General features: G+C 70.8%; 8 protein-coding genes and 1 pseudogene. 5 read left to right on the top strand and 4 right to left on the bottom strand.

Annotated elements, in window-relative coordinates:
* Positions 1-39 precede the first annotated feature (39 nt).
* The 3 genes from QWJ90_RS14490 to QWJ90_RS14480 all read right to left on the bottom strand — a co-directional run bounded on the left by QWJ90_RS14490 (position 40) and on the right by QWJ90_RS14480 (position 6,131).
* Complete coding sequence (locus QWJ90_RS14490; RefSeq protein ID WP_354670436.1) at positions 40-1,629, bottom strand: sugar transferase; 1,590 nt, start codon at positions 1,627-1,629, stop codon at positions 40-42.
* A gap of 102 nt (positions 1,630-1,731) precedes the next feature.
* The gene (locus tag QWJ90_RS14485; RefSeq protein ID WP_290108583.1) at positions 1,732-3,876 is read right to left on the bottom strand and encodes a DUF4012 domain-containing protein; all 2,145 of its coding nucleotides are present in this window, start codon (positions 3,874-3,876) and stop codon (positions 1,732-1,734) included.
* Between the two features lie 59 nt (positions 3,877-3,935).
* The gene (locus QWJ90_RS14480) at positions 3,936-6,131 is read right to left on the bottom strand and encodes a glycosyl hydrolase (protein WP_290108581.1); all 2,196 of its coding nucleotides are present in this window, start codon (positions 6,129-6,131) and stop codon (positions 3,936-3,938) included.
* Between the two features lie 175 nt (positions 6,132-6,306).
* Between QWJ90_RS14480 and QWJ90_RS14475 the strand changes: the two genes are divergently transcribed.
* The 5 genes from QWJ90_RS14475 (at position 6,307) to QWJ90_RS14455 (ending at position 13,099) form a co-directional block, all read left to right on the top strand.
* Positions 6,307-7,266: a glycosyltransferase family 2 protein gene (locus QWJ90_RS14475; RefSeq protein ID WP_290108580.1), complete on the top strand. Its 960-nt coding sequence runs from the start codon at positions 6,307-6,309 to the stop codon at positions 7,264-7,266.
* A gap of 136 nt (positions 7,267-7,402) precedes the next feature.
* A complete protein-coding gene (locus QWJ90_RS14470) occupies positions 7,403-8,611 on the top strand; it encodes a lipopolysaccharide biosynthesis protein (RefSeq protein ID WP_290108578.1) in 1,209 nt (402 codons plus the stop codon).
* Between the two features lie 262 nt (positions 8,612-8,873).
* The gene (locus QWJ90_RS14465; RefSeq protein ID WP_290108576.1) at positions 8,874-9,884 is read left to right on the top strand and encodes a glycosyltransferase family 2 protein; all 1,011 of its coding nucleotides are present in this window, start codon (positions 8,874-8,876) and stop codon (positions 9,882-9,884) included.
* 186 nt (positions 9,885-10,070) lie between these two features.
* Positions 10,071-11,861: a thiamine pyrophosphate-requiring protein gene (locus QWJ90_RS14460; RefSeq protein ID WP_290108575.1), complete on the top strand. Its 1,791-nt coding sequence runs from the start codon at positions 10,071-10,073 to the stop codon at positions 11,859-11,861.
* A 251-nt stretch (positions 11,862-12,112) separates the two neighbouring features.
* Positions 12,113-13,099: an endonuclease domain-containing protein gene (locus QWJ90_RS14455; protein ID WP_290108574.1), complete on the top strand. Its 987-nt coding sequence runs from the start codon at positions 12,113-12,115 to the stop codon at positions 13,097-13,099.
* Positions 13,100-13,306: 207 nt separating this feature from the next.
* Here the strand turns inward: QWJ90_RS14455 and QWJ90_RS14450 are convergent.
* Positions 13,307-13,449, bottom strand: a pseudogene (locus QWJ90_RS14450) (NAD-dependent epimerase/dehydratase family protein); the annotation flags it as partial.

The raw sequence follows: 13,449 nt of genomic DNA, 5'->3' as shown, positions 1-13,449 counted from the left end.
TGCAGACGCCTCAGCCGCAGGCCGCCGCGGCACGCCTCCTCAGGAAGCGGTGTCGCCCGGCAGCAGCGCGGCCTTGCCGGTCTTCAGGAGAATGACGATGTCGCCCATGACGCTCCAGTTCTCCACGTAGGAGAGGTCCAGGCGCACGCTGTCGTCCCACGAGAGGCTCGAGCGGCCGGACACCTGCCACAGGCCGGTGATCCCCGGCTTCACCAGGAAGCGGCGGTGCACGTGGTCGGCGTAGAGGTCCACCTCGCGCTGGATCGGCGGGCGGGGGCCGACGAGCGACATCGAGCCGCCCAGCACATTGAACAGCTGCGGCAGCTCGTCGAGGCTGAGCTTGCGCATGATGCGGCCGACCTTCGTCACGCGAGGGTCGTCCTTCATCTTGAACTGCACCTCGTTGCCCATGTCCTGCTGGGCGATGAGCTCCTCGAGCAGGCTGTCCGCGCCGACCACCATCGACCGGAACTTCAGCATCTGGAACTCGCGCCCGTGGCGCCCGATGCGCGTCTGCCGGTAGATGACCGGGCCCGGCGATGAGAGCTTGACGATGGCGGCGAGCACGAGGAGCACGGGGCTGAGGATCGTCACGATCGCCAGCGATCCGATGAGGTCCATCATCCGCTTCACGAAGCGCTGGCCGGGCGAGAACCGCGGCGTCTCCACGTGCATGAGCGGCAGACCCGAGACCGGGCGCATGTGGATGCGGGGACCGGCGACATCCGTGATCGACGGCGCGAGCACGAGGTGCTGCTTGCCCGACTCGAGCGCCCAGGAGACCTGCTTCACGCGCTGCGGGCCGAGCTCGTCGGTGCTCGTGATGACGACGGTGTCGGCGCCGGTGACCTCGATGGCGCGCTCGACGGAGTTGACGCTTCCCATGACCGGGATGTCCGTGTCGGTGAGACTGCCGGCGATGCGGCCGGTCGGGATGCAGGCTCCGACGATGTGATACCCCGCGCCCTTGGTGCGCTTGAGCTCCTGCGCGGTGTGCGCGACCGACTTCTCCGAGCCGACGAGCAGCACGCGCGCGGAGTACTCCCCCTTGGCGCGCTGGCGGGCCAGCCACCGGCGCCAGACCCAGCGCTCGAGGAACAGCGCGGCGACGCCGGTCGGCAGTGCGATGAGCATGTAGCCGCGCGCGATCTCCACCTTGAGGAGGAACGCGACGATGGCGATGACGCCGAACAGCATGAAGCTCGCGTCGAAGATGCGCTTGTACTCCGCCGTGCCGACGCCGATGACGCGGTCCGAGCGGGTGTCGTTCAGCGCGAGCACCATCATCCACAGCAGCACGACGAGCACCGACAGCGCGGTGTACGAACTGAGCCCCGGCCACGCCGGCACCGGCATGGCGATGATCTTGTGCATGCCCAGCCAGCTGAGCTGCGTGCCGAACACGACGACCGTGATGACGAGGAAGTCGGTGACACGGAGCATCCGGGCGTAGCGCTTGCGCCAGTCGAACGTCGGCGGCGGGCTCGCGCTCACCACGGGGATCTTGCCGCTTCCCGTGCGCAGCAGCGCGGGGAAGTCGGCGCTCTTCGTCAGCGCCGAGCCGGTGGCGTTCGCCGCCGGATCGCCGCCCGGCGCCTGCCGCCCACTGCGCGTGATCTCGCTCGTCAAGCGTCTGCCCCCGGGAATCTCATCTGAAGATGGACTGAGGCAGTCTATCGCGCAGAATATTCCCCGAAAGTCGCATTAGCTCGCGGGAGCGCGCCCACGCCCTCAGCCACATGGGGTCAGCGCGCCGGTGGTCGTCTGCACCATGGGCGTCGAGCGCAGCGCGAGCGGCCCGAAATCGCCGGTGCCGGAGAACGTCGCCGTCACCGTCGCGAGCTCGCTCGGGCGCAGGTACGTCGTGAACCACGCCACCGGGCGGTCGAGGTCGACCACGTCGTCGCGCGTGAGGGTCACATCGCGCCCGTCCACCGCGACCGACTCCACGGTCGTGCCGGGAGGACCGTAGACGTACACCTGCGTGCGGAACTGCTCGGAGCCCCACGTGCCGCTCTTGACGTAGTCCGGCAGCGCGTCGGCCGACGCCTGATCGATGTCGAGGTGCAGGGTGGTCTTCACCTCGAACTGCGACGCGTCTGCCGAGCAGGTCTGCGCCACGTCGATGTTCGACTTCATGTAGTAGTCGATCTTCGACGCCGACTCGTCGCGGAAGAAGACGCCGACCTCGGTCTGCTCCTCGTTGTCCTTCGCGAGGATCCCGGCCACCTTCTGGTCAGCGATCTGGCCCTGGACGTCCTCGTTCGAGCTGCTGAAGAGGATGTTGCCGCCTTCGATCCCGTGGCGGATGGCCCAGAGCATCGACTGCACGTCGAAGTCGCCCGTCGAGATCTTCGTGAAGACCTGCTCGGCGACGCTCGCGAAGAACTGGTCGACGACATCCCCGCTCTCGTAGCTGTTCCAGCGGCTGTAGACGTCGCTGAGGAGCAGCTGCGCGGCGTTCTGGCTCGTCATGACGTCGCCCGTGTCGAGCTGGATGGGCCCGGTCGCCTCGAGCAGGTAGCCGAGCGCGATCGGGTCGATCGACGCGACGCCGTCGATCCGATCGTCGGCGATGTCACGCTGCCAGAACTTCGTGACGATGTTCGCCATCGTCGGGAAGTCGGGGCGGCTCGACGACGTGTTCACGTGGTCGATGAGGTACGGCGAGTACAGGTCGATGGCGCTCTGCTCGACGTCCACATCGACGGCCTGCCCCTCGACGAAGTTCGCGCTGGATGCCTGATTGACGATCTCGAGATTGCCCGCGTTCGCGTTCATGAGCGTCTGCGAGGCGGCCGAGCCGCCGAGGCCCACCGACTCCGCGTTGTTCTGGAACACGAGGAGGTAGTTGCGATCGCCGTTGGCGCCCAGCAGCTCCGGCCCGTATTCGAACGCGGGAGCCGCGACCGACATCACCGAGTCGACGAGGTTCACGCCGGTCTGCACCGGCGCGATGAGCGAGCCGGAGTCCTTCACGTCGGCGATGCCGTCGGCGATGCGCACGACGTCGTCGGTGGAGTCCTGCAGGAGCGGCAGCACGCGCGCGATGATCGACTCGCCGCTGTCGTCCGACATCGCCTCGAGCGCGGGCGTGCCGATGCGGTTGCTCACGATGTCGAGGGCCTCGGCGGCGAGGCGCACGCCGCGGAGGTTGTCGCCCGCCCACGGGATGAACTCCGCCGCACGCCACACCGGGTCGACCCGCACGCTCGCCGCGTTGGCCGCGTGCTCGCCGAGGATCGGCACCGACACCTCGAGGGTGCCGCCCTCCTGCACGTGGTTCACGACGCGCTGCGCGGCCTCGAGCTCGCCCTTGACGATGAGCACGCGAGCCCCGAGCCACAGGCCCGCCACGACGAGCACGGCCACGCCGATGAGGATGCCGAGGCGGATGCGCCGCCCCCGCGACCCGTCGCCCTCGGCGCGGCGCTTGCCCTTCGCGGGCGGCGGGGCGGATGGCGGTGTCGCGTTCGCGAGCTCCGGCGCGTCGAAGCGCGCGGTCGGGGTGTCATCCGCGAAGCCGCGGGCGTCGTGCCGAGCCGTCGGCGCGTCGTCCGGAAGACGGCTCGTGTTCAGCGCCGTCGTCGGGGTGTTGTCGTCGTCTCGCACGTCCCATGCCGTTTCTGGAATCGACTCGTCATCGCGCGGCTCCCACAGCGACCGCGGCTTCTCCTGCGCGCCCACGCCGCCGAGATCCGGCAGCACGTCGATCTTCCCCGTCGCCGCGGCGTCGATGCCGGTGGCGAAGAACCCGGGCTCCTCGATGGACTCCGCCTCGCGGCGGCGAGCCTCCTCGGCGGCTGCCAGGCGTGCTTGCCGGCGAGCACGACGGCTCATCGGCGCGGTCAGCGCGTCGTCCTCGGAGTGGGGCATTCTCTTACCCTACGAAACCTTCCGCGGGATTCCCGCGAGAACCGGCTCCGGCCATCCGCTCAGTCCTCGGTGCGAGCCGGGGTCTGCGTGGGCGACGGGGTCGGGGTCGGGGTCGGGGTGGGCTCGGGCTCGTCGGCCGGCGAGAAGTCACCGGCGAGGAACACGGCGCGGCCGGTGAGCGGCACCGAGACCTTGCCGTCCTCGGGCTTCAGCGTCGTCTCCGCGCCGTTGAAGTCGGTCATGCGGATGGGCCCGCTCGCCTCGTACTCGGCGGTCGCCTCGCCGTTCAGCGTCCACGCGACGCGCACACCGTCCGACTCCTCGCCGAAGAGGTACGACTGGTTGCCGGAGCCGATGTCGTCGCGTCCGACCGCCTCTCGGCCGCCGAGCTCGTTGATGAGGAGCGCCTGCGCGAAGGCCGCCGGCTTCGGAGCCGCCGTCGCGACGCTCGCGGCCTCCTGGTAGAACATGCCGAAGTTGCCCTCGTGGTTGTTCGGGTCGGTGCTGTCGTCGACGAGGTCGTACCAGTAGTACTTCTCGACGCCGTTGCCGAGGCTGACGGTCTGCGCGGCGATGAGGTTCTGCGCGGCGTCGGCGAGCGAGCGGGCCTGGCCGAGCTCGTTGCCGTTGGTCCACCCGAACTCGGTGAGCCAGATCGGCAGCGTGCTGCCGGCCCCGTTCTGCATGTTCGTGCGGGCGTCGTCGAAGGCTCCGGCGAGGTTCTCGGGCTGCTGGTAGTACTGCGGGTTGTACGGGTGGAAGCTCATGGCGTCGGCCTGCGAGAGCGTGTCGGTCTGCGACCACAGCTGCGCGAACCAGGCGCTGTCGTAGTTCGCGGTCGAGCCCGCCACGACGGGGATGGAGTCGTCGACCTTCGCCTGCACGGCCTGCACGAGCGGGAAGTAGCAGGTGGGCGCGGTGCCGCAGCCGCCGGTGTTGAAGCGCTCGTGGTTGAACTCGTTGAAGACCTCGAGCCCGACCACGTCGAAGCGCTGCGCGATGGCGGCGGCGTAGTTGCCGTACGCCTCCACCGCACCGGGCGACGAGGGCGGGTTGCCGCCGTCGTACAGCGGGTTGCCGTAGTTCACGATGCCGAGCAGGCCGATGCCGTGCGCGTGCATCTTGTCGAACTCGGTCGTGTAGTGCGAGCTGAACTCGTAGACGCCGGGCGTGCGCTCGTTCTGCTCCCACAGCACGTCGTTGCGGGCGGAGCCGAAGCCCACCGACTGCAGGATGTCCGCCGCGTCGAGGTACCAGGACTGGTCGACGTGGGTGATGGCGCCGATGCGGTCATCCGGCGCGATGCGCGCGCCCTCGTAGTCGACGACCGCGACGGGCGTCGCGACGCTCTGACCCGAGGCGTCGGTGACCGAGACGCGGTAGTACCCCTGCGTCACACCCTCGAGCGGGATGGCCGAGACACCCTCCCCGAGCGTGGCCGTGCCCTCTCCTGCCACGGACCCGTCGTCGCGGGTGACCTGCCAGCTCGCGTCGCCGGCGGCCATGTTCACGCCGAGCGCCGCGCTCTTCTCGCGCAGGATCAGGCCGTTGTTGAGGATGCCCCAGTCCGCCGTCACGTCTTCGAACGACGCGTTCGGCACGATGTTGTCACCGCCCTCGGGCTTCAGGGTGACGTCGTCGACGCCGAGACCCTCGACCGGTCCGTCGATCTGGATGGCGATGGTCGCCTCGGTCTGCCCGTCGGGCGCCGTGTAGGTCTCGGTGACCTTCTGCCACGACGCGTCGAGCTCACCGAGGTCGACGCGCGTCTCGCCGATGAGGATGGCCGCCTCGACGGGCTCGGGGAGGCTCGCCAGCTGCCGCACCTCGGCGGAGAACTCGTACGTCTTGCCCGCCTCGACGGGGACCGTCGTGCTGAGCGCGGCCACCGGGGCATCCACCACGGGCGCGTCGATGAACGCCGACGTCTCGCCGCTCGCCGCGGCGCCGGCCTGCGGCCACACGTCGGCGATCTGCGCGGAACCCGCGCCCTGCCATCCGTTCAGCGCCCCCTCGACGGGCACCGACACCGGGAAGTCCACCGGCTCGGGCGTCGGGGTCGGCGTGGGGGTGGGCGTCGGCGTGGCCGTGCGCGTGGGGCTCGGCGTGGCCGACGGCGTCGCCGCGGTGGTCTCCGGCTCCCCCTGCTGCAGCGACAGCGCCAGCGCGGTGCCACCGCCCAGCACCACGACCGCGCCGATGGCGCTCGCCGCGATGATGGCGGTTCTCTTCTTGTCCTTCTGGCGCGCGAACATCGGCTGGTCCTTCCCCCGAGGGCTGTCGACGGCTTTCATCTTGTCACCCGCGGACGCGGTCGCCGTACACGTGACGGTTTGCGGCAGCGCGCACCGTTGCCGCGACGCGGTCTGCGGCATCGGAGCCAGCCCCACCCGCCGGGCCCGGGCCATCCCGCCTCGTAGGATTGGGCCCATGCCGCTCGAGACACCGCTGATCGACGTCGTGGTGCCTGTGTACGGCGGATGGGAGCACGTCGAGCCGTGCCTTCGCGCGCTCGAGCAGCAGACGATGCGCGCGAACGTCATCGTGGTCGACGACTGCTCCCCCGATGACACCGCGGACCGGATCGCCGAGGAGTTCCCCGACGTCACCCTGCTGCGCAACGACCGCAACCGCGGCTTCGCGCACACGTGCAACCGCGGCATCGCGCACGGCACCGCGCTGTACGTGCTGCTCCTCAACAGCGACGTCATCGCCGAGCCGACCCTCGTCGAGCAGGTGCTGACCACGTTCGAGGCGACACGGGGTCAGCTCGGCAGCGTGGCGCCGTTGCTGATGCGCCCGGATGGCCGTGTCGACTCCCTGGGGATCACCGCGGATCCCACCGGGGCCGGGTTCGTCCGCTATCACGGCGCCCGCCCCGAACGCGCCTCGGCCGTCGTGCCGCCGCTCCTCGGCCCCTACGGCGCCGCGGCCGGGTATCGCCGCAAGGCCCTCGGCGAGGTCGGACTGCTCGACGAGGGCATCTTCATGTACGGCGAGGAGCTCGACCTCGCCCTGCGGCTGCGCGCGGCCGGATGGCCCACCATCGGCCTCGACGCTCCCGGTGGCGTGCACATCGGCGGCGCCTCCGCGGGCGAGGGATCGCCGAAGCAGCGCTACCTCGCGGGCTTCGGACGCGGCTATCTTCTCCGCGCCTGGGGTGTCATGCGCACGCGACGCGCGCTGCGTGCGCTGATCATCGAGGCGATCGTGTGCCTGCGGCGAATCGTGCTGCACCGCGACGTGAAGTCACTGACCGGTCGCCTGGCCGGATGGCGCGCCGCGGCACGCGAGGTGCGTCCGGCATTCCCGCTGGTCGCGACAGATGGCTCGATCGGCATGCTGCAGTCGCTGCGTATGCGCTCCGCGGCGTATTGGGAGCGACTGTGATGGGCGCCGCGCTCCCGGCGCCGGACGTTGAGCGAGGAGCGCCAGCAACCCTCCCGGACGTTGAGCGAGGAGCGCCAGCGACGAGACGAAACGCCGCAACCTCTCCCTCGCGACTCCTCACCTCGGGCCCCCGCTGATGTCGCTCGTCCGGCGCCTCGCCAGCTTCTCGACGATCCCCGCGGCGTCGGCGCTCATCCCGTTCCTCGTGCTGCCGGTGCTCGCGCACGCGGCGGGCACGGGGCCCTGGGTCGCGGTCGCCGTGGGGCAGTCCATCGGCGGATTCTTCGCCCTCGTCGTGAGCCTTGGACTCAACGTCGTCGGACCCACGCTCGTCAGCCTCGCCTCGGCCACCGAGCGCCCCGAGCTCTTCGCCACGGGAACCCGCGCGCGCATCGCGGTCGCCATCCCCGCCGCCCTCGTCGCCGGCGTGATCGCCGCCCTGCTCGCCCCGGGTCGCGACGCATCGACGGCAGCGGTCATGGCCGTGGCGATCACGTGCGGCGGGCTCTCGTCGGCCTGGTATCTCATCGGGCTGGGGCGCCCGCTCCCCCTCATCGTCTTCGAGCTCCTGCCGCGCGCGATCGCCACGCTCATCGGCGGCGCGATCATCCTGCTCGGCGGCCCGGTCATCTGGTACCCAGCGCTCCTGCTCCTCGCCATCGCCGGCGGCGTCGCGTCATATGCCGCCACCGTGATGAAGCCCGCCGCGATCCTCCGCGGCAGCTGGCGCGAATCCTTCGTCTTCGCCCGGATGCACCTCGCGGCCGCAGCGACGGAGACCGTGAGCGGCGCGTACACGACGCTCGCCGTCTCGCTCGTCACCGCCGGCACCACCGCCGTGCAGGCGGCCGGATACGTGTCCGGCGACAAGCTGTTCCGGATGGGCCAGACCGTCGTGGGCGCGCAGGGCAACGCCCTGCAGGGCTGGGTCGTGGAGGACGCGCGCGCGCATTTCGGCGCCCGCGCCCGCAAGGCGCTGCTGCTTCATTCGGCGCTCGGCATGCTCGGGTTCGCCGCCTTCGCGCTCCTCGGCCCGTGGCTGACGACCGTGCTCTTCGGCGACCAGGCCGTGGATCGGCCCACGGCCATCCTGTTCGGCGCGGCCATCCTCTGCATCTCGCTGACGACATCACTTGGCCGCCATGTGCTCGTACCGCTCGGGCGCACGCGCGCGATCTTCGCGAGCGTGGTGGCGGGCGCGGTCGTCGGCGTGCCGCTCACGCTCGTGCTGTCGTCGCTGTGGGGTTCGATCGGCGGTGCGACGGGCCTCGCGTCCGCGGAGGTCGTCGTGCTGCTCGTCCAGGTGGCGTACGCGCTGACGGCTCGGAAGGCATCCGGACGTTGAGCGAGCGAAGCGAGCCGAAATCCGGACCCTCCGTCCGGACGTTGAGCGAGCCAAGCGAGACGAAATCCGGACCCTCCGTCCGGACGTTGAGCGAGCGAAGCGAGACGAAATCCGGACCCTCCGCCCGGACGTTGAGCGAGCGAAGCGAGACGAAACGACGCAACCCGCCCCCGACAACGGCCCACCGCGTTTCTTCTCGGTCGCTGGCGCTCCCTCGCTCAACGCCCGAAATGGGAAGCAACCGCCCAAGGAAGGTGGCCGCATGATGCGCGTACTCGTCGTCGTCCTCAACTGGAACGGCATCGCCGACACCGAGGAGTGCCTCGCCGCGCTCGCCGCCCAGACCTACCCGCACGCCGATGTACTCGTCGTCGACAACGGGTCCGATCCCGAAGACGTGCGCCGGCTCCGGGCACGAGGCGACGCCATCCGCCTGCGCCTGGAGCCCGAGAACCTGGGGTTCGCGGGCGGCGTCAACGTCGGCATCCGCCTCGCTCAGCACGACGGATACGACGCCGTCGCGCTGCTGAACAACGACGCGACCCCCGAGCCGGAGTGGCTCGCCGCCCTCGTCGGAGCGCTCGAAGCGCATCCGGAGGCGGCGATCGCGACCGGGCTGCTCCTGCGGCGCTCCGATGACGCGGCGAGCGCCGGCACGATCGACACCGCGGGCGACGGGATGAGCGTGTGGGGCATGCCGTTCCCGCAGGGGCGCGGGGAGCCGCGCGATGCCGCGCCAGCGGCGGGCGAGGTGTTCTCCGCGAGCGGCGGGGCGTCGCTGTACCGCACGGCGCTCTTCGCCGAGATCGGGCTGTTCGACGAGACGTTCTTCGCGTACTTCGAGGACGTCGACATGGGGTTCCGCACGCGCCTCGCCGGGCACGCGGTCGTGTTCGAGCCGGCTGCCGTCGCGCATCACCGGATCGGCGCGACGAGCTCTCGCATCCCGGGGTTCACCGTGCGCCAGACGTTCAAGAACCTGCCGCTTCTCGTGGTGAAGAACGTGCCGGATGGCCTGCGCCGCGTCGTGTGGCCGCGTTTCGTCCTGCTGCTGACGATGATGCTCCTCAAGGCCGTCGCGACCGGCTCGGGGCGGCCCGCCCTGCGTGGTCTGGCCGCGGCCATCCGTCTCGCGCCGCGCGCCATGCGGGAGCGGCGGCGGATCCAGTCGACGCGCGTCGCGTCTGCTGCGGACATCGCCGATCGGATGCTGCACGACCTGCCGCCCGAGCAGCACGGGATGCGGAAGCTGCTGCGCCCCTTCCGCCGCTGACGGCACGCGACGCACCCGGCGTCCGCCCACCCCGAACGGTTCGCCAGTGTGGGCGACACGGTTTCCGCGCCCGCAGTGTGTCGCCCGCACTGGCGAACGGGGACGTCGGCGAACCGGCGCACTGGCCAACAGGTCCGGACACGTCAAGGCCTTCCGCACCCCCGCCATCCGCCCTACCGTCGCACCATGGCAGAGGAGAAGAAGGACCAGACCGTGGCCGACGCCATCGTCGCGCGTGTGCGCGCATGGGGCGTCGACCGCATCTTCGGCTACAGCGGCGACGGCATCAACGGCGTGATGGAGGCGCTGCGGGCATCCGACGACGCCCCGGCCTTCATCCAGGCGCGCCACGAGGAGAGCGCCGCCTTCATGGCCGTCGCGCACGCGAAGTACACCGGCCAGGTCGGCGTCGTCGCGGCGACACAGGGGCCGGGCGCCGTGCACCTCCTCAACGGCCTCTACGACGCCAAGCTCGACAGCGTGCCGGTCGTGGCCATCGTCGGCCAGCAGATGCGCAGCGTCCTCGGCTCGGAGTACCAGCAGGAGGTCGACCTCCTCCGCCTCTTCGGCGACGTCGCCGCGCAGTACGCGACGATGATCGTCGACCCCGCGCAGATCCCCTCGGCGATCGACCAGGCGTTCCGCACGGCGCTCGCGACCCGCACGCCGACCGTGGTCATCGTGCCGCACGACGTGCAGAACGCCCCGGCAGTGGAACCCGGCGGAGAGCACGGCGAGATCAAGACCGCGGCGGAGTATCGGGCACCCCGCGTTCTCCCCGCCGACAGCGACATCGCCGAGGCGGCGGAGATCCTCGCGCAGGCCGAGCGCCCCGTCATGCTCGTCGGCCAGGGCGCGCGAGCCCACGCCGACGAGGTCGTCGCCTTCGCCGAGCACATCGGCGCCGCGGTCGTCACAAGCCTCCTCGGCAAGCCCTACGTCGACGAGACGCTCCCCTACGCCGCCGGCACCATGGGACACCTCGGCACCACGGCGAGCGCACGCGTCATGGCGGAGTGCGACACGCTCCTCATCGTCGGATCCAGCGACCCGTGGACCGAGTTCTATCCCGCACCCGGCCAGGCGCGCGCCGTGCAGATCGACATCGACGGCCGCGCGGTCGGGCGCCGCTACCCCGTCGAGGTGGGCCTCGTCGGAGACGCGGCCGAGACCATCCGCCTGCTGCGCGAGCGGGTCGAGCGGATGGCCGTGGCCGACTGGCGGGAGCGGGTGCGGAGCCTCGTGGCCGAGTGGCATCGGATCAGCGAGGCGCGGGCGATGACGCCCGCCGATCCCGTGAACCCGGAGCGGGCCATCCGCTCACTGAACAACCATCTGCCCGAGGATGCGCTGCTCGCGCTCGACGTCGGGAGCGTCGTGTACTGGTACGCGCGGCAGCTCCGGCGGAGTGTGCCGGCTCACTTCTCCAGCACGCTGGCGAGCATGGGGTGCGGGGTGCCGTACGGGATCGCGGCGAAGCTCGCGCACCCGGATCGGCCCGTGGTCGTGCTCGCGGGTGACGGCGGGACGCAGATGGCGGGACTCGCCGAGCTCGTCACCGTCAGCAGCCGGTGGAAGGCGTGGAGCGACCCGCGCTTCGTCGTGCTCGTGATCGACAACGGCGACCTCGCCGAGGTCAGCTGGGAGCAGCGCGAGATCGAGGGTGCGCCGCGGTTCGACACGAGTCAGGATCTGCCGGCGTTCCCGTACGCGCAGTACGGGGAGCTCCTGGGGTTCCGCGGCGAGGTGGTGGATGACCCGGAGCAGCTCGACGGAGCCTGGGAGCGGGCGTTCGCGGCGGATCGCCCGACGGTGATCCACGTCCGCTCGGATCGCGACATCCCGATGCTGCCGCCGCTGCCGCAGGGCGAGTCGGCCGTGGAGCAGATCCGGCAGACGGTGGAGAAGGAGGGCTCGCCGCACGCGCTCGAGCTGCTGCGGACGTATGTGGAGCTGGAGGCCGGGTCGGGCGCTTAGTCCGAGGCGGGTTCGGGCTCCTAGACGGGGCGTGCCTTCCCTTTCGGTTCGCCAGTGCGGGCGACACGGTTTCGGCGCCGGAAGCGTGCCGCCCGCACTGGCGAATCGGCGCGATCGCCTGACGTCCATGCCGCGTCGCCTTCTGCACAAGTCGAGCGGATGGGTCGGCTCCCACGGAAAGACGGAGACGGGGACCGTGCCCCTGTGGAGGACGTCTCCCCGACTGAGGCCCGAGCCCTCACGCTCGTCGTGTGCGCACGTTCTACCCGCTGCCGACCGCGCTCGGTCCCGCATTCTCCGTCCCCGACGCCGTGGCCGCCGGTGTCTCCCGACGCCGGCTCCTCGCACCCGATCTACTTCGCCCGTTCCGCGGTGCCCGCACCGTCCGCGACGTCGTGCTCGTGCCCGATCCGGTCCCCGTCGCCGGCCGCGATCCCTCGGCCGGCGAGGAGGAGCAGGTCGACGCGCTTCGCCGCATTCACACCTACGCGCCGATCATGCCGTCGCACGCCTTCTTCGTCGGGCCGACGGCGGCGTTGCTGTTCGACGCGCCGCTTCCGCAGGGCTTGCACGCCCAGCTCCACGTGGGCGTGCTTTACCCGCAGACGCCTCCGCGCCGTGCGGGTATCCGAGGCAGCCAGATCATGCCGCACCTCGTCACGACCGGCGACACGAAGGGCTTTCACGTCGCGGATGCAGCATCCACCTGGACCTCGCTCGCCCCGTTTCTCGATCTGCCCGATCTGGTCGCCGTCGGGGACCACCTCGTGCAGCAGCCTCGCTACCCTGGTAGCGGGAACGCGAAGAGGGCGCCTTACGCCACGCTCGATGAACTGGACGCCGCGGTCGGCGCGGGTCGGCGAATTGGCATCGGGAAGCTGCAGCAGGCGCTCCCTCTGCTCAGCACCCGCGCGGCGTCACGGTCTGAGACGCACCTGCGCCTCCTCCTTCGCCAGGCGGGGCTGCCCGAGCCCCAGGTGAACGAGGACATCTTCGATGACGACGGCATATTCGTCGCATGCGGGGATCTCGTCTACCGTGATCGACGCGTCGTCGTGGAGTACGAGGGGGACGGTCACCGCGAGCGGACGCAGTTCCAGCGCGACATCGAGCGCTTCCAGCGCCTGGCCGAGATCGGATGGCACGCCGTGCGTCTGACTTCGGCTCACGTCTATGCCGACCCGGGGGAAGCGGTCCGTCGCGTGCGCAGCGCCCTGAGCCGCTCCCACCGTCCCTGAGCAGGGTCTCCAAGGTCGTCCGCCCGCGCGCGACGACTCTGCCCGTCTCCGCTTCGCCAGTGCGGGCGACACGCAAACGGGCGCGAGGTCGTGTCGCCCGCACTGGCGAAGCGGAATGGGAGACAGAACCGCGCGCCGGAACCCGGCGGCCCCAACCCCGCGGCCCCGACCCGGCGGTCCCAGCCCCGCGCGCCCGACCCCCCGGGCCCCGCGGCCCCGCGCCCGAGCCTGCACGTGCAGGATGCCCGCGATCTTCGCGATGGCGTAGGCGTCGTTTGTCGGCTCGAGATGGCCGGTCAGGAGCGAGTCCTCCCGGATTGGCTGTTCTGCGAACTTCGGGTAAATGCAGG

It is taken from the genome of Microbacterium oryzae, from assembly GCF_030406385.1.
Classification (GTDB): Bacteria; Actinomycetota; Actinomycetes; order Actinomycetales; family Microbacteriaceae; genus Microbacterium; species Microbacterium oryzae_A.
This window is presented reverse-complemented; position numbering and strand designations above follow the sequence as displayed.